Origin of the sequence: Candidatus Chloroploca sp. Khr17, from assembly GCF_004138165.1 — a bacterium.
GTDB lineage: Bacteria > Chloroflexota > Chloroflexia > Chloroflexales > Chloroflexaceae > Chloroploca.
Window position 1 is genome coordinate 69943 of sequence record NZ_RYFF01000006.1, and the last position, 17270, is coordinate 87212.

General features: G+C 57.9%; 18 protein-coding genes. 8 read left to right on the forward strand and 10 right to left on the reverse strand.

Annotated elements, in window-relative coordinates; genetic code table 11:
• Positions 1 to 176 precede the first annotated feature (176 nt).
• Entirely contained in the window at positions 177 to 989 is an 813-nt protein-coding gene (locus EKD05_RS05505) for an SDR family NAD(P)-dependent oxidoreductase (protein ID WP_240695650.1), read from the reverse strand.
• A gap of 21 nt (positions 990 to 1010) precedes the next feature.
• Positions 1011 to 2147 carry an ArsA family ATPase gene (locus EKD05_RS05510; protein ID WP_165360602.1) on the reverse strand — a complete coding sequence of 379 codons (1137 nt, stop codon included), beginning with the start codon at positions 2145 to 2147 and terminating at the stop codon, positions 1011 to 1013.
• A gap of 221 nt (positions 2148 to 2368) precedes the next feature.
• Between EKD05_RS05510 and EKD05_RS05515 the strand changes: the two genes are divergently transcribed.
• From EKD05_RS05515 to EKD05_RS05540, 6 genes are all read left to right on the forward strand, one after another.
• Positions 2369 to 3007 (forward strand): cyclodeaminase/cyclohydrolase family protein, encoded by a 639-nt coding sequence (locus EKD05_RS05515; protein WP_129671442.1) that lies wholly within the window; start codon positions 2369 to 2371, stop codon positions 3005 to 3007.
• A 9-nt stretch (positions 3008 to 3016) separates the two neighbouring features.
• Positions 3017 to 3874, forward strand: coding sequence for a bifunctional 5,10-methylenetetrahydrofolate dehydrogenase/5,10-methenyltetrahydrofolate cyclohydrolase (locus EKD05_RS05520; protein WP_129671443.1), 858 nt, complete (start codon positions 3017 to 3019; stop codon positions 3872 to 3874).
• Entirely contained in the window at positions 3874 to 5208 is a 1335-nt protein-coding gene (locus EKD05_RS05525; RefSeq protein ID WP_129671444.1) for a phosphoribosylamine--glycine ligase, read from the forward strand. Before EKD05_RS05520 ends, EKD05_RS05525 begins: the two co-directional genes overlap by 1 nt.
• A 136-nt stretch (positions 5209 to 5344) precedes the next feature.
• Positions 5345 to 5830 (forward strand): phasin family protein, encoded by a 486-nt coding sequence (locus EKD05_RS05530; protein ID WP_129671445.1) that lies wholly within the window; start codon positions 5345 to 5347, stop codon positions 5828 to 5830.
• Between the two features lie 144 nt (positions 5831 to 5974).
• A complete protein-coding gene (locus tag EKD05_RS05535; RefSeq protein ID WP_129671446.1) occupies positions 5975 to 6505 on the forward strand; it encodes a polyhydroxyalkanoate synthesis regulator DNA-binding domain-containing protein in 531 nt (176 codons plus the stop codon).
• A gap of 62 nt (positions 6506 to 6567) precedes the next feature.
• A complete protein-coding gene (locus tag EKD05_RS05540; protein ID WP_129671447.1) occupies positions 6568 to 7809 on the forward strand; it encodes a patatin-like phospholipase family protein in 1242 nt (413 codons plus the stop codon).
• Between the two features lie 80 nt (positions 7810 to 7889).
• Here EKD05_RS05540 and EKD05_RS05545 read toward each other — a convergent pair whose 3' ends face one another.
• Together EKD05_RS05545 and EKD05_RS05550 are read right to left on the reverse strand one after the other, a co-directional pair.
• Positions 7890 to 8504 (reverse strand): PspC domain-containing protein, encoded by a 615-nt coding sequence (locus EKD05_RS05545; RefSeq protein WP_129671448.1) that lies wholly within the window; start codon positions 8502 to 8504, stop codon positions 7890 to 7892.
• Between the two features lie 66 nt (positions 8505 to 8570).
• Positions 8571 to 9239 (reverse strand): RNA-guided endonuclease TnpB family protein, encoded by a 669-nt coding sequence (locus EKD05_RS05550; protein ID WP_165360603.1) that lies wholly within the window; start codon positions 9237 to 9239, stop codon positions 8571 to 8573.
• A 267-nt stretch (positions 9240 to 9506) separates the two neighbouring features.
• Here EKD05_RS05550 and EKD05_RS05555 point away from each other — a divergent pair, with 267 nt between their 5' ends.
• Positions 9507 to 10373, forward strand: coding sequence for a tetratricopeptide repeat protein (locus EKD05_RS05555; protein ID WP_165360604.1), 867 nt, complete (start codon positions 9507 to 9509; stop codon positions 10371 to 10373).
• A gap of 236 nt (positions 10374 to 10609) precedes the next feature.
• Here EKD05_RS05555 and EKD05_RS05560 read toward each other — a convergent pair whose 3' ends face one another.
• The 6 genes from EKD05_RS05560 to thrC all read right to left on the reverse strand — a co-directional run bounded on the left by EKD05_RS05560 (position 10610) and on the right by thrC (position 16091).
• Positions 10610 to 11245 (reverse strand): M23 family metallopeptidase, encoded by a 636-nt coding sequence (locus tag EKD05_RS05560; RefSeq protein ID WP_240695651.1) that lies wholly within the window; start codon positions 11243 to 11245, stop codon positions 10610 to 10612.
• Positions 11246 to 11283: 38 nt separating this feature from the next.
• Positions 11284 to 12192 (reverse strand): glucosaminidase domain-containing protein, encoded by a 909-nt coding sequence (locus EKD05_RS05565; protein WP_129671452.1) that lies wholly within the window; start codon positions 12190 to 12192, stop codon positions 11284 to 11286.
• A 77-nt stretch (positions 12193 to 12269) separates the two neighbouring features.
• Positions 12270 to 12794, reverse strand: coding sequence for a hypothetical protein (locus EKD05_RS05570; protein WP_240695652.1), 525 nt, complete (start codon positions 12792 to 12794; stop codon positions 12270 to 12272).
• A gap of 213 nt (positions 12795 to 13007) precedes the next feature.
• On the reverse strand, positions 13008 to 14225 hold the full coding sequence (rlmD, locus tag EKD05_RS05575) for a 23S rRNA (uracil(1939)-C(5))-methyltransferase RlmD (protein WP_129671453.1): 1218 nt from the start codon (positions 14223 to 14225) through the stop codon (positions 13008 to 13010).
• 12 nt (positions 14226 to 14237) lie between these two features.
• A complete protein-coding gene (locus EKD05_RS05580) occupies positions 14238 to 14741 on the reverse strand; it encodes a hypothetical protein (RefSeq protein ID WP_129671454.1) in 504 nt (167 codons plus the stop codon).
• A gap of 6 nt (positions 14742 to 14747) precedes the next feature.
• On the reverse strand, positions 14748 to 16091 hold the full coding sequence (gene thrC, locus EKD05_RS05585) for a threonine synthase (protein ID WP_129671536.1): 1344 nt from the start codon (positions 16089 to 16091) through the stop codon (positions 14748 to 14750).
• A gap of 177 nt (positions 16092 to 16268) precedes the next feature.
• On the opposite strand from thrC, the gene EKD05_RS05590 reads away from it, so the two are divergent.
• Entirely contained in the window at positions 16269 to 17270 is a 1002-nt protein-coding gene (locus EKD05_RS05590) for an ABC transporter ATP-binding protein (RefSeq protein WP_129671455.1), read from the forward strand.

Here is a 17270-nt window from a genome sequence, read left to right on the forward strand (position 1 = left end):
TCAATCAATGCTGCATCCGAAACAATCAGGCTGGCACTATTATACACAGAGAACAAACCCGCTTTGCTCTGCTCAAAGAACACGGGTACTTTGCCGCAAAGACGCGGAGACGCAAAGGTCTGATGCACCTCTATGCACTCGCCTATTTCCTATTTGCTATTTCCTATTTCCTAAGCTCAGCGTCGCTTGAGCGCGGCCTGCAAGAGGCGCCAGAGCGAACGATGACGCGGCATCACCTCAAAGACCTTGCCCGAAACACCGTCCGTCGTCGAAGAGGCCATCTTGAGGGCAAGCAGCGCCGTCTCTTCGGCGGTCGTGCCAAAGATCGCTTTGATCCGGGGAAACGCCTGCAGGGCCTCGGCAGCCTCGCCAAGCGCTTCCCACTCATTCGTCATATCGGTAGGCACAATGCCGGGGGCCAGCACATTAAAAGAGAGCCCCGACTGCTTGGCATGCTCACGGGCCATGCTTTCGGTCAGGCGCACCACCCCGGCCTTGGAAACACTGTAGGCACCGAGAAAACGCTGCGCTCGCCTGAACCCACCCCCGGTGACATTGATCACCTTGCCATAGTTGCGTTCGAGCATATGCGGCAACACCGTCACACACCCATAATAGGTACCCATCAGATTCACCTGAATGACCCGTTCCCAATCGGCTTGCGGCACATCAAGCGTGCGGCCAAATGGCCCCGAGATGGCCGCATTATTCACCCAGATATCAACCTGGCGATACATCGAGAGCGCATGGACAAAGAGTTGCTCGACCTGTTTACGATCGGCGACATCGCACGCCATCCCGGTCGCATCAATTCCTTCGGCCCGTAACTGCTCGACCGTCGCCGCAACCGCTTCGGGGCGTGAAGAAGAGATCACCACCCGGGCACCAGCCGTGCCAAAACATTCAGCCATTGCCCGCCCGATGCCGCGCGTACTGCCGGTAATCACGGCCACCCGACCACGTAGAGAAATCGTTTTTCGCCCCATCATAGACTCCAGGCATAGAGAAATTTACGTACCGGTTTCTTTGCGCGGACGGATAATAAGGGTTTCGCCCTGACGCGACGCCCGGATCGCGGTAATGCCACGCAACCCTTCTGGCATCAGCAAGTGGCGCCGATATGGCCCAGCACGAATAATAAGTTCATCACCACTCAACGTCAGCCCGAGCAGTTCGCGGGGGAGACCGGGGAGATCCAGCGCAACCTGCGGATCAGGCAGCCCGATCAGACGAATGGGGGTCGCTGGAGGGGCACCAGGCAAGGGTGAGTCACCATTATACAGATGACTCCCAAGGGTCATCAGGACCCCAAGATTATCGGGAGTTCCAAAGATCGGCAAGCCATACACCGGGCGGCCCTGCCAGATGGTACCGGCCTCTTCCATGACCGCTTGCTGTTCGGCCACCATTGGTTCCAGTTCAGCCACGCCAGTCGGCATCAGCGGCGCAGCCACCAGCGACTCGACCGCCAACCCAAAGAGTTGCAACGCCGGAATATTGAGCCGTGCCTCGGCCAAGCCTGAACGATCAGGCGGCAAAACATAGCGCACCCGCGAGACCTGAGCATTGACCATCTCGTCGCGCATGCGCTCGAGTTGTACCCGTGCATCCTGAATCCGCCCAAGCCAGTCGGTTGATATAGGCAACAGCGCCGTGGGAATGATCGCCCGCGCCACCGATGCACTCGAACGACCTGGCCCACGATCCAGCCCGATCAACAGGCGTACAAACCAGCGAAAGGTATCCGGTGCCCCCAGCGACCGCAGCAACGTCTCGGGGGGGCCAGCATCCGCACAAACCAGATCATAATTGTTCTTGTACTTCTGGAGACCGGTGACAGCGAGAAAGAGATCACTCCCAGGAATAACCGGGAGTTCATCACCGGTGATCGTCGGATTCCCCCCCGAACGAATAGCCCCCCAGACTTTGCTGAGATCTTCCAACGGATCAATACACCAGAGATCAAGGTTTGGGCCAACTGGGTGTGGTTCCACAGCGGAAGCAACCCCCAACAGCGAGGCAACTGGATGTGCCGGGCCGACGCTGGCAAGCAGCACCCGTGAGCCAGCCTGCGCCGCTGCTGCAGCCGTGACTGCCGCAGCGCGTGCGGTGACTCCGACGGGTCCAGTAAAAATTAGTGTTTGCATGCATTCCCTCTGGGCCAGAAAACAATCGCTACTTGGCAAGTGTAGCATACTTGTCGATCCTTCAGGCTGCTATAATACGTGCAGAGGCGCGGCAGCGCAGCCTGTGATCACCTTCCACATCACGAACATAACTGGCTGCAGCAACCAGCATCTGGTGTGCGGCCTCAGGATATCCGTCTATTGTATCAGGTCATACGAGTCTATTTGACAGGAGGCCTACATTGACTGCTTCATTGGATAGCCAGTCCCTTGGCACTTTTCTTGACACCCTCGCCTCACGCGCCCCAACCCCGGGCGGGGGCAGCGTTGCGGCGCTCAATGGGGCGATGGCCGCTGGCTTGATCAGCATGGTCTGCGCCCTCACCATTGGCAAAGCACAGTACGGCGCGCTTGAAGAGGACCTGCGCGGCATCCACGACCGGGCCGAGACGCTGCGGCGTGAACTGCAACACCTTGCCGATCAGGATATCGAGGTCTTTGAACGCCTCTCGGCGGCCTATCGTTTGCCCCGTACCACCGAGGCCGACGCAGCGGTGCGCCGAGCCGCCATCCAGCAAGTCACCCGTCAGGCCGCCGACATCCCTTTGCGCACAGCCCAGGCTGCAGCAGCGCTCATCCCGCTCGGTACCACCCTGGCTCCACAGGTTGGGCGCCTGATTGTCAGCGATATCGGCGTCGCCATCCTGATTACCAAAGCGACGATCCAGAGCGCGATCCTCAATGTCGAGATTAACCTTGCGGGGCTCGACGACCAGCAGTATGTGCGCGAAACACGGGCAAGCATTGAAGACCTTGTGGCGAACCTCAATGAAAAGACCGAGGAGATTGTCGCAATTGTTCGCGATCGCATCAACGGATAAGGATACGGCATGACACCCATCATTCTAGATGGACGCAGCCTGGCCCAGGAATTGCGCCAGGAGGCAGAACTGGAACTGGCCGCACTCCAAGAGCGCCTCGGACGCCCCGCTGGGATGGCCGTCATTCAGGTCGGCAATGATCCTGCCTCATCACGGTATGTCCGTACGATTAGCAAACTCTGTCATACCCTGGGCGCTTCGTTCCGCCTCGAACAACTCGCCGCCGACGCTGCGCAGGACGATCTCCTCCGGGTTATTGCGGCCCTAAATAGTGCCGATGAAGTGGACGGCATCATGATCCAGATGCCGCTCCCGCTCCATCTTGATACCACTAGCGCAATCCTGGCCCTTGATTATCGCAAAGATGTGGACGGCGTCCATCCGATCAATGCCGGTCTGCTCGCCCAGGGTCGCCCCGGCATTGTGCCCAATACCCCCGCCGGGGGCATGGAGTTGCTACGGCGCAATGGCATTGAACTACGTGGCAAACGCGCTGCCGTGGTTGGACGCAGCCCTGTGGTTGGGCGACCGATGGCCCAGTTGTTGACCACCGCTGATGCCACTGTTACCATCTGCCATTCCCGTACCGCCAATCTTGGGGAGGTCTTGCGTACCTGCGAGATCGTCTGTGTTGCCGTAGGCCGGCCCCGGTTGATCACCGCCGAGATGATCAGCCCCGGTACCGTTGTCGTTGACTTTGGTACGAATGTTGATGCAGAGGGTCAGTTGATTGGCGATGTTGATTTTGCCGGTGTCGCTGAACGCGCACGCGCGATTACACCCGTACCCGGTGGCACCGGCCCTGTGACCAACAGTATGTTGATCAAAAATATCATCACGGCGGCTCGTACACGGCTGGTGCAATAGTGAAGATCCTGGTACTTGGCTCCGATGGGCGCGCCCATGCGCTGGTCTGGAAGCTCTTTCACCATACCAGCGCCGACGTCTTGGTTGCGCCAGGGAATGGTGGTGCCTCGTTGCTCGCGCCTGTGGTCGAGCTTGATGCTACCAATGCCGTCGCGATCGCCCGCTGGGCTTTTAGCGAACAGATCGACCTCATCGTGCCAGCCGATACGACGGCCCTCGCAGCCGGGTTGGTTGATGAGGTTGTCGCGATGCATATCGGGGTGTGTGGTCCGGCACTACGGGCAACCCGTCTCGAAACAAGCCGTTGCTCTGCCCGTGCTTTTCTCGAACGCCACGGGCTGCCGCTCGCCCCTGGGCGCGTCTGTGAGGATCTGGCAACGGCCGAAAAATATCTGGCCGCCCACGCCCTGCCGGTTATGATCAGAGCGGATCAACTCGAAGATGGCGCTGGCATCTACACCGAACGCTACGCGGCGCTCGAAGGCCTGAGGGCAAGTTATGCCAATCGCTCGGTCGCCGGACCAGAGGCCGGGGTCGTGATTGAAAACTATCTGCCTGGGCCAACCTTTAGCTTTACGGTACTCACCGACGGCAGCACCGCCGTGCCCCTCTTGCCCGTCCATACCTATGATCGCCTTGGGCCAGAACCAGCAAGCCCACATGCCCCGGGGATGGGGGCCGCAACCGGCAATTCCACCTATGCCCAGAAACTCGGCCACTTCCTCCATACCCGCATCATGCAACCTTTGGTTGCCGCCCTCACCCTCGACCAGATCCCTTACTGGGGCTTTCTCGGCATCGATGGGATCATTACCCAGAAGGGACCGATCATCACCGGTCTTCGCTGCAGCCTGCGTGATATGGAAGCCCAGACCGTTTTGCCACGCCTCGATGACGATCTCGAACCACTGATCGAGGCAACCATTGCCCGTCGCCTCGACCAAATCGCCCCGCTCCGCTGGAAAGACGAAGCAAGTGTCGCCCTCGCCCTTGTGACCATGGGCTACCCTCATCATTACCCAGCCGGCGCACCTATCGCCGGGTTGAGCGAGCTTGATGAAGGCATCCTCGTCTTTCATGACCAGACCCGCCACCCCGCCGGGCTGCAGCATGCCCCCGCTCAGCCCCACCGCGGCCTCGCAACCTTATTCACTGGCAATAATCCTGGTTTGAGCGGACGGCCAACGATCACCGGGGGGCATGTTCTTACCGTCGTCGCGATGGGGGCCACCCTGGCTGGTGCCCGTGGACGTGCCTTGCTCAACGCCGAACGCATCACCTTTCCGGGACGCACCTACCGTGAAGATATCGGTCTCCATCTTTTTCAGGCTTGACTCTCATGACGCAGCGTGTTATACTCTGTTTATAACGCAGTGCGTTAGAGCCTGCAAACGAAAAATGAGTGTGGTATGATATCACACAACAGGTTGCAGGGCTTGTTTATAGACACACAAGATTGGGAGGAAAATCATGGCCGTAACACCTGATGAGGTCGAGGTTAACGTTCGCGAAATCGAAGAGCAGCCCGAAGCTGAAAAGCAGATGGTGCCAATCTTTGACGTTGTTCGCCGCATGATCCTGGCGGGCTTTGGGGCGTTTGCCCTGACACGTGATGAAGCCGAGCATTTCCTGAACCGCCTGGTGGAGCGGGGTGAGATCGCGCAGAAGGATGCGCAGCATCTAATCGAAGAGACGGTCGGTAAATTCCGTCAGGTCGCGCAAACACCAACCGTGCAGGTCGAAAACAGCGTGCAGAACCTGTCCACCCAGGTAGAGACGGGCCTCGAGCAGATGCTGAACCGGATGAACATCCCTTCCAAGCGCGATATTGACGAACTGAGCGCCAAGATCGCCCAGCTCGCTGCCCGCGTCGAGGAACTCCGCCGTGCAGATCCTACCCCGACAGCCAGCAAGCCTCGTGCAGGCAAGGCTGCCGATGGTAAAGCTGACGAATAGTCCTGTCATTCCCCCTGCGCAGATGAGCGCAGCAGGTCGATCCCGTTCGACTTGCTGCGCTCATCTGTCTCGTCAACGCGGAAGCACACGAATTGACACAGCGTGTTATAATAGATGTACCGCGCTGAAAGAGATCCGAGTGCTATGAATGTGATAAAGAAATACGCGAATCGCAAGCTTTACCATACCAACCGCAAGCAATACATTACGCTTGATGGCATTGCCAAGTTGGTGCAAGAGGGCGAGCCTGTCCGGGTACTTGATAATGAGACGGGCGAAGATATTACTTCGGTCATTCTGGCCCAAGTGGTGCTTCAGTCGCGTGGGCGCAATGGCACGCAGTTGCCCACCCAACTCTTAACCGGGTTGATCCAGGTTGGCGGCGATACGATCTCTAGTTTGCGACGTTCACTCGCAACGTCGCTCGGCGGGGCCGAAGTTCTTGATGGCGAAATTGAACGTCGGATTGATTATCTGGTGGTGACAGGGGCGTTGACCGCTGAAGAAAGTCAGCGCTGGCGACATTTGTTGACCGGAAGTCATTTCAATCAACCTGCCGAAAATTCCATTGATGCCATGCCGAGCCGCAATGACGTGGCTCGCTTACACGAACAGGTTGATGCGCTCTCTCTGATTATTGAGCAGTTAGCAAATCAACGCGAGCACGAGGTCTAAGTCGTTTGGGTCATCGCCTGGTGCGGCCCAGAACCGTACCTACATTCCTAGATGGGGCATCTATGCAACGCAGCAAGACCGCCCTTGTGCTGGCGGGTGGTGGAGTCGCCGGGGCAGCGTACGAAATCGGTGCGATGTGCGCAATTGATCAGCTCCTTGATCAAGTGTCGGTGAATGAGTTCGATATCTATGTTGGTACCAGTGCCGGTGGGCTGATTGCGTCTTGCCTCGCGAATAATATCTCCCCACGCACCCTTCTCTCTGTCCTCAATAGTTCGCTGCTTGGCATTGATCAGCTCGCACCGCAGCATCTCTTTTCACTCGATGTGCCGGGGATGTTCAAGCGCATCCAACGGTTGCCCGGGGCTATCGGTACGATGCTCCGCCGTATGCTGGCTGAAGGTGAGACCTTTACGCTGCTCGATACGGTTGAGTATCTCGCCTCTGGCTTGCCAACCGGGCTCTATGATACGCATATGCTCGAAGAGTATCTGCGTTCCGCTCTTTCCCAACCAGGCCGAAGCAATCGCTTTGCCGATCTCCCCCATCAACTCGCGATTGTGGCGACCGATCTCGATACCGGTGAACGTGCGGTCTTTGGCAAACCACCCCTGCAGGATGTCCCGATTTCGCAGGCGGTTTGTGCTTCCGCTGCCATTCCCCTCTTCTATCGCCCTGTCTTGATCAATAATCACTACTATATTGACGGGGGTATTCGTGGTACTGCGAGCCTTGATGTCGCCATCGAGTCAGGTGCCGAGTTGATCGTTTGTATCAACCCAATGGTGCCGTTTGATAACCACAACCATAAACCCGGTGCCGGGCTCAATGATGAGGGTATTCACCGTGTGGGGAGCCAGGTCTTCCGTACTTTCATCCACGCTGGTCTCCACTACCATATGAAGCAGGTGCGCCGTCGCCATCCTGAAGTGGATATTGTGCTGATCGAGCCGACCCGTGATGACCATGTGATGTTTGGCGATAGCACGATGCGCTATCATACCCGCCTGAAGATTGCGCAACACGGCTATGAAACCGTCGCACGCCACCTCAACGAGCACTACACCTACTACAAGGCCATGATGGGACGCCACGGGGTGCAGATCAGCAATAAACGCATTACCCACGATCTGCGCAATCTTGCCTCAGTGGGCAATGATGTGCGCAATGTCCACGCCGCCCTCGCCGCCGATGGGTCACTCCATAGCGCTCCGGCCGGGCTGGCCCATACCCTCGCTGAACTCGACCGCCTCATTACGCGCCTCGAGCAACAACCTGCTCGGCCTGCCCATCAAGTGAGGTAATGCCGCTACGCGACGACGACCCAAAGAACCGGCTAGCGCAGCTAGCCGGTTCTTTGGGTCGTCGTCGGGCCACGTTCTACTTAGCGTTTGCGCAAGAGGAGCATGCCCCCCGCGATGATCAACAATACTGGGAAGATCAAGGACATGTTGATCCCGAGTTGCTCAAGGAAGATCAAGCTCCCAATGCCCAGCAAAATGATCCCGAGCAAACGCCAGCTACGTTTGCGCCGTGGCCCCCCCTCGAGCACGAGATCGGCACCATAGGGCCGGGCAGGATCGGCACCGACCGGGGCATTAGGATCAAGCATCTGGCCTGTGTATGGGTCAAAACGGTAGACCGGCGCATCAGGTGCAGCCGCAAAATTGGCATCACCCCCGAGCCGCGTCCGCGCTCCCTCTTGACGTTGCCCAACCAGTACCTCACGCGCTAGAGCGCCTTGAACCTGTTGCTGCTCATCAAGGTAGCCATAGGTTGATGAAGCCTGATGCTGCTTCTCTGCGACCGTGGCCGCTGCGCCCCTGGGCATAATCATCCAGAGGACAAGATAGATCGGGAGGCCAAAGCCACTCGTCAGCGTCACGACCACAAAAAGTAACCGGACGATCACCGGGTCAATAGCAAAGTATTCGGCGAGACCACCGCAGACCCCCGCCACCATCGATTCGCTGGTGCTACGGGTAAGGCGCGCTTGCATGGGTTGCTCCTTCTCAGATCACAGGGCGGTCAATCTGCCGCTTCTAACCCTTTGACGCTGCAACCCTCACGCTTGTTGCACCTTTTCACAGTGACCACACACCGCGCAGGTGCGGCTGGTGTTGCGCGGGTCTACCGCAATCACCAACACGCCCGCTTGCTGCGCCTTGTAGGTGACAAAGCTCCGCAACTGCCGAAAAGCCCAACTCGTACGAAGACGACGCTGCGAACGTCGACAACCGTGATCTGTGCGCTTGCGGATATGGCTCAACTCCTCAAGCGCCAGTGCCTTCCGTTCCGTCTTCGCTTTCGCGACCAACTTCTTGCTGATGCAGTGATTGACATCCCGCTGGAAGCGCGTCTCACGACGGGCGTTCTTCCGTAACCGCCAGCGGGCGCGGCGCGTGTTTGCTTTCTGAAGTCGCTGACGATGGCGGAAACGCCGTTCACGAATCCGCTTCACATCCTCGCCGCTATAGGTCTCACCATCACTATCGACGGCAAGGTTGACGATGCCGAAATCGACCCCCAGGAAGCCGGTTGGCTCGTCGGGCGTGGGGTTGAGCTTGGTCTGCGTGATGTGCAGGAAGAACTGCCCATCACGCTGCACCAGTTCCGCTCCGCCGATCTTCCAACTCGTGTCGTAGAGATGGCGGCGCTGAAACTCGCCCAGCACCAGTTGGCCCATGACCCGCCCCGTGAGGGTGTTCAGGCTCACGCGGTCGAGGCTCATCATTCCGAACGCCTGTGCAAGCGTACGCGAAAGCGGGCGAAAGCAGGGCGCTCCTCCCAGGCGTAAACGTCCTGGGTTTCCGCGCCTAAAGGAAAGCATTCTATGAGAATTGAGTACTCTGCATCGGATCGTGCTGCCAGCACGCATTGGAACGTCATACCCGGCCATCTACAATCCAAAAGCTGCCATCTGAAATGGCAAGAGTGACGGTACATGTCACAGGAGTCTTCTATACTGTCTACAAAGCCCCACGCAAAGGAGTTTTCATCAATGTCATCACAGGCTCGCAAATCGTGGCCCACACTCACCACCGGGCACCCCTTCAACTGGCTTGGCAAGCAACTCTTGCTTGTGCCCGAAGCGGTGCTCTTGCTCGTGGTGCTGCTTTTCCACGTCCTGCTTGGCGGTAGCCTGCTCACTGCCTTGATCGGCCTTGCCCTCATGCTCTACCTTGCACTCCGCCTCAGTCTCCTGGGGATAGCACGCCAAGCTGTCATGACAGCCAGTTATGCACGCGCTGAACAGGTGCTCACATGGCTGCTGTGCCTCTATCCATACTCGGCCGATGCGTATGCCTTGCAAGGAGCTACCTTGTTGGCACGGGGCCAGAGCGAAGCCGCGATCATGGCCTTTCAGCGGGCGATTGCGCTCTTTCCTGCACATCCCGAGTTGCACGCAACGCTGAGTGCCGCCCTGCTCGATGTTGGGCTCTTCCACGAAGCACGCCAAGCCGCAACCCAGGCCCTTGAGCTTGATCCACGTTCGGCAAGTGCCTACCTGCAACTCGCCGGCATCGAGGAACAACTGGGCAAACCCGTCGCGTCCATCGAAATGCTCTTGCGCTCAGGGCTGGCCGTGCATCCAGCGCCTCCCGATGAAGCCGCTTTGCGCTGTGCGCTGATCGCTCTCTTGCTCAATCAGCAGCGCAGCCACGAGGCCAGACACATGCTCACTTTGATTGAACCCTTGCTCCCAGCATGCCCTGCCCCGCAACGTGCCGACATCCATTTCTATCTTGGGACGCTGCTCAACGCTATTGACGCGCCCGAGCAGGCGCGCCTCCATTTCGAGCAGAGTACGCAGATCGACCCGCGTGGTCGTCACGCTGCCGATGCCTGGCGTGCCGGCAGACAGTAAGTATAAACACATTAGTACGCTTGTGATCTGCTCAGTAGTAGGTAACAAAAGTTTTCTGCTCTCGGGCGTTGGCTTCGACAAGCTTAGCCAACGGCGGACGATGGGCGTTGCGAGACGTCCCCAGTCGTCCATGCATCGGGGCCACCAAGAAACGCAGAGCGTAGCTCATCTTCGTTTATTCGTGATCAGCATTCGTGGTCGGCGGCGCTACCGGGAAACGTACGTTGACAGACTACTCAAGGAACCAACTCGAACGGGCTGAAATCGAGGGGATTGCGATTGACCCACGCACCATTGACCTTTTCCCAGACCTGATAATCAAGGTGCGGACCCGACGACATCCCAGATGATCCCATCGTGCCAATAAGATCGCCACGGGCAACAACCTGCCCGTTGCTTACCGTAAAAGTAGCCAGATGAGCATACCCCGTACGATACGCATCGTTGACGATCCAGACATGATTGCCAGCGGGATGACTATTTGGCGTGACGGTGATAGCCCCGTCGTGGGTTGCATAAATCGGATGGTTCCAACTACCCTGGGGATCAGCCATGCCATTACCGGTGCTGTCGATCGCCAGATCAATCGCCCCCCAGACATTCGCCGGGGCATGCGTGCCAACGCCATACCCCTGCGTCATCACTGTACTGGTTGCCCGCAGCGGGTTGCCATAAGGACGCTGCGCATCTGGTTGACCACGCCCCTGTTGAGGTTCAGCGACGGCGCGTAGGCTATTGTCGTTGGCCGAGACCAGCGCATTCGTCATGACCGCCGGGGCAAGGCCTTGCCAGCGCGTATACTGCACTGGCTCGTCGTGAGCGCGCAACCACAAGGCCAGGATGCCAAGCGAGACCACAACCAAGAAGATCAACGGGCGGCGCCTGCTCTGAGCATAGGGGGCACCCATAACTACTGTACCCCCTGGGTACGCCAGCGATCAACGAGATTCTGGACGACGTTGACATAGCCGTTGACATCATTTTCAAAGGAAGGTGCATAGACAGGAATGATATCGGCGACCGTTTGATGCCCGCGCCCCTGCAGATACTCAACATCGATCAGACGGTACCAATCGGCAATGCCCTCGTTCCACGAAGGATAATCACGAAATCGACCATAACAGGTTGCATACCCGGCACAGATAATATTGCCAACATTATGCGTCGTTGAGCCATCAGGCTTGAGCCCGGCCCAACCCTGAGCGGTACCAGCACCGCTCTCGTGAATGAAAAAGGCAACTGCAAAAGCCGGATCAATGCCACGCTGCTGCCCCAGATCAAACCATACGTCACCCGTGCCGGTGGCTGGTGAACCGTACGAGGCCAGGATCGCATCAATCTGCTGTGGTGTTAGGCTCGGCGCGGCACGCAAGCTATAATCACCCGGAGGACGGGCATCACTCAGAAACACGGCACTCAGGCTATTGGTAACCTGCGGCTGCCCCTCAGAAAATACTTGTGTGCTCCAATTGCTGATTAAACCACCGTTACCATCAGGACGCATTAGCACCAGCACCAGCAGGCTGAGCAGGGCCACACCCCCAAGGATGAGCCACTGCTTGAAACCACTGATTGATGGAGCGGAAGGCAGTGACGCAAGATGCATCCCTGTGCGAAAATTGGTGCGAGCCGTCTGATGTTCAAAGCGGATCGCCTCTTCGGTAAGCTCATCAAAACGCTGCTCTGAACGCTGCAGTGGTTCGCTTGCCACCGCATACGCTTCATTGTCGCCAGGCAGTTCGTCAAGTGGGGCAGGACGGGCACGTGTGGGTAGCGGCAGATCATCGCCCTTTAGCCAGTCAAGCGAAGAACGACGCATTCGTGGCACCGGCCGCGAAGCAGCTGGCGCTCCCCTGGATGTACTGCGACGTCTGACTGAATCTTCGTCAAACCTGTTCACAGCCCCTGCTCCTGCATCATTTGTTGCTGCTCTTCTAGTGTTGGGAGGCGGAAACCCTCGGCACGATTGAGGTAGATCATCTGCTCATTCCGTACCGTGGCGAGGAGGTCAAGGCGACCATCACGATCAATGTCATATAGGGATAATATCACAGGCGTCAAATCTTCGCGTGCCCCAAAGAGATACGGGCCAGGTAAACTCTGCACATGAGTCGCATCTCCTCCCGGTAAAGCGAGAATAACAACCTGACGGTCGAGATTCAACCCGATGAATCGGGTTGCGCGACCGGCCTCTTCCGCCGGATGCCCAACAAAACCTTCAATATGGGTGGTACGAGGACGACCATAACGCACATCATCAAGACGCTCTTTTGTCCACCCAACGGCCGCATCAATGACGACGTAACTTGCCATCGCGACCAGCAGGAGGGTGACAAGGTAGGCAACAACGTTGATGCTGCCTGGCAAACGTCTGACGGCGGTAGAATTGTTGCGGCCGATCTGTTCGCGTGTTGCTGCCATAGATGCCCCCCGCTTTCCTCATACCACACGTAGTCGTCTGTAACGTACGTTTTCTGCTCTGCTGTCGAAGGGAGTGTCGACTTCAGCCGGCTAAAGCCGGCACTCCAGAAGCGTATCAGCAAACTTGGTTGACAGACAATTTCGTGGTGTTTGAACAAGAACAAAAGTTCTTAGAAGATGATGGACATATGATATCAGAACACAAGTTCGGTGTCAAGCAGATAAATCGAGGATGGCCATGGTTTCAACATGCGGGGTATGGGGAAACATATCGTAGCCCTGCAGTTGTTCCACCCGATAGCGGCGTGTGAGCAACTGCAAATCCTCGATCTGGGTCAGCGGATTACAAGAGACATACACGATCCGTGCCGGGGCCAGGCGCAAGAGTTCAGCACACACCTCGGGCCCCAGGCCCGTACGCGGCGGGTCGGCGACAACAAGGTCGAGCTGCGACGCCGCTGATGATTGCAAAAAGGGTAAAACCTCCTGAGCAAAAGCCTGCACATTCGTGACGCCGTGTGCTTCGGCATTGCGTGCCGCCAGCACCGCACTCTCTTCGACCGCCTCGACACACATCACGGTGGCCGCGTGAGGGGCCAGGTGCAAAGCAAGTGTCCCAACCCCACCATAGAGATCGCCAACCGTGGGCAGAGCTTGCCCAGGGACAGAAGCAGCGATGACGGCGTCACGCACATCATCAAGCAGCCGTTCGAGCAAATGGACATTGTTTTGAAAAAAAGTATTCGGGCCAATCGCCAGTTCCGTCGCTCCGGCACGCATCAAGAGGGTCGCGTTGCCCCAGTTACGTACCGGTGTACCAAACGAAAGATCGGTACGACTCGCATTGAGCAACCAGTGAAAGCCAACCACCCCAGGTTGCGCCAGCGCAACCTGGGCTAGCGCGTGCATTGCTGGTTCGTACTGTGCCCCTTCAGCCGTCACGACGGCGAGCAACAGGGCATCAGTGGGGCTACGCCGAACAACAACGTAACGCAAAAAACCCTCGTGCGTACGCAGATTGTAGTCGGGCAAGCCCAGTTCGGTCGCACTGTTCCAGATCGCTTTGGCCGCAGCAAAAGCGGCAGGAGGAATCAAGTGACATGTCTCAAGTTCCACAATATAGTTAAATTTGCCACGCGCACGCAGGCCAAAGCGTCCTTTGGTGGCAACATAATCCATCCGTGTACGGTACGCATATGGGTCAGGTGACGCCACAACCTCAAGTGGTTGCGCAGGCAAGCAAGGGGCGAGTTGTTCTGTCGATGCAAAGAGCCTGTTCAACGCCTCGGCTTTGGCCGCCACCTGGTCGCTATACCGACGATCCTGGAAGGCACAGCCACCACACATGGTCGTATGAGGACAGCGCGGCTCTTGTTCCTCACCTGCTCGTGCAAGGCTTGTCACCAGTGACCGAAACTCTTTGGAACGCATGCGCGTCATCTCCTATTCGGCATACCCTTCGTCTTCAACGACACGGCGCATACGAGCCAGTAGCTGTGTTCGGCGCACGGCATCAAGCGTCGCCCGCTCAAGCGGTTCATAAGACCAGGTGGTGTCAGCGCACGCCAGCGAGCCGCGTTCTAGATCAAGACGAACAAGATGCGCTTCGGTCAGCCTCGTGCTTGCCTCAGCAAGGGCAAGGATGGGGAGCCCATAGGTGTGCGCCATCGCAACAACCTCAGGGTCAACTGCGGCACAGATCACTGCGGCAAACCCGACAGACTGCAGAGCAATGACCGCCATCTCGTGACCTTGCCCGGCTTTCACCATGCCCGCAACCACCAGCACATCACCCTCAACCACGCGTTCCGTCAGCGCAGGATCGACCGCAGCGAGACACTGCGCGGCAAGCAAGGCCGGATCGCCACTGGCCGCAGTCGCGTGATCAATAATCTGGTGCGGCCACAGATCCCCCTGGACACAACGGACATAGCCGGTGAGAACCATGGCGCCTCAATTGAGCGGCAGTGCGTTCATGCGCTCATCGAGCACACGACGCACGGCATCAAGCTCGGCCGGCAACTCAATGGGCGGATTCGCATACTGACCGACAACATCACGCAGGGTGTGTTCGTGATAATCCACCTTGAAACGGCTAAACTTCAGACCGTGCGCCGTTGAGACGACCACGACCTGATCGGCGGGGTGGATAATGCCCCGATCAATGAGCTTGATTGTTGCCGCAAGCGCAACCCCTGTATGCGGGCACGCATACGCCCCGGTGCGGTCAGCCCGTGCCGCTGCATCAGCCAATTCTTGCTCGCTCGCCTGCTCGACAATGCCATTGAAGCGTTGGAGCATCGTAATCGCTCGGTTAATACTGATCGGGTCGCCGATCTGAATTGCCGAAGCAGCCGTAGGGCGCGCGGTGATCGGCTCATAGCGCCAATCATTGCAGAAGGCCCGATAGAGTGGATTGGCATGCTCGGCCTGGGCGCAGACAATGCGCGGCAATCTGGTGATCAAACCCAACTCATACATCAGCAACAGGCCCTTGCCGAGGGCAAAGGTATTGCCAAGATTGCCCCCAGGAATGACAATCCAGTCCGGCACCTGCCAATCAAACTGCTGCACAATTTCGATCCCAACCGTCTTCTGCCCTTCCACGCGCAACGAGTTGAGTGAGTTAGCCAGATAAATGCCACTATTCGGATCGGCTGTCACCTCGCGCACAAGGCGCATACAGCCATCAAAATCGGTATCCAGCGAAAGCACTGTCGCACCGTGGGCAATCGGTTGCACCAGTTGCGCCACACTGACTTTGCCCTTGGGCAAGAAGACGATCGTCGGAATGCCCGCTGCCGCCCCATAGGCCGCAAGCGCCGCCGAGGTGTCGCCGGTGGAAGCACAGGCAATCGCACGAATCGGTTTGCCTTCACTCATCATCTGGCGCACCACGCTGACAAGTACGGTCATCCCGAGATCTTTGAAACTGCCGGTATGGCTATTGCCACACATCTTGATCCAGAGATTTTCGACCCCGATCTCGCGCCCGAAACGCTCAGCCCAGAAGAGGTTTGTGCCACCCTCAAACATGCTCACGATATTTTCATCGTCAACAGTTGGGCAAACCCACTCCTTTTTGCCCCACACCCCAGAGCCAAACGGCCACGTCGTCCGCATCCAGCGCCCCTCAAAGAGGCGCCGCCACTCGTCGGCACTCCGCTGGCGCAAGGCATCGAGATCATGGCGCACTTCAAGCAACCCACCCGAACGTGAATAGTAGACAACTTCGGTCAGGGGATAACGCTCATCCGGGTCATCCTGGGCAGCAAACCAGGCACTATACGGGGTCATAATCGTCCACCTGAGGGTATTCGCATACGCGGCAAGCTTCTGTGCAACCATGCCATCCTGTTGCACACCTGGGAATGTATTATACCATTCCTTATCCTTCACCTACGATGAAACAGGGTACAATGATGCAAGGGAAAACATTGCGATCGTCCACCTCAACAACTCGGGAGTTTGATCATGATTGAGGCCTATCAACTAAGCAAGCAGTTTGGCGGCTTCCACGCGGTACGTAGCATTGATCTTGAGGTGCATCCTGGTGAACTGCTTGCCCTGCTCGGACCAAATGGGGCCGGCAAGACCACGACCGTACGTATGCTCGGGGCCATCCTGCGCCCGTCGGGCGGGTACGCCCGGATCTGCGGTCTTGATGTCGTCGAACAGGCGCAAAAGGTGCGTGGCAAAGTCGGCCTTCTCACCGAATATCCGGGGCTCTATGGGCGCATGGCAGCCCTCGAGTATCTCGATTTTTTTGGCGGCTTACTCGGGCTTGATCCAGGTCAACGCAGTGCGCGCGCCAATCGCCTATTGCAACAGTTTGGCCTATGGGAAGCCCGCCACCGGCGTCTCGACGGCTATTCCAAAGGTATGAAGCAGAAGATTGCCCTCGTCCGTGCCTTGATCCACGATCCGCCGGTGCTCTTTCTCGATGAACCAACGACCGCCATGGATCCGCAGAGCGCCCGCACCGTGCGCGATGCCATCGGTGAGTTGCGCCAGGCTGACCGCTCGATCCTGTTGACGACCCACAATCTGGCCGAGGCCGAAACGCTGGCTGACCGCATTGCAATCATTCGCGGCGGGCAGATCATTGCGCTCGGTACCTTTGCCGAGCTGAGCCGCCAGTTGCTCGGCGAGCCGCTCTTTGAACTGGTGCTTGCTGCGCCCTGCACAGGTGCCCAGGCCGAACCGCTGCTTACCGATCTCGTCACGGTTGAAGCCACCAACGAAACACGTCTGCGCTTCCGTGCCGCCGCGCCCAACCAGGTCAATCCGGTCATCTTGAGCCGCCTGACTGCCCGCGGGATGCCCGTCGTGGCGCTTGCTGAAGTGCCCCGTAGCCTTGAGGATGTCTATTTGCGTATCGTCGCCGATGATTCTTCGTTTGGCCGCACCACACCCGTAGCGAACGCAGCGGGCATGCCCAACTTGAATCCAGAGCTTGACTCGGCACAACTATGA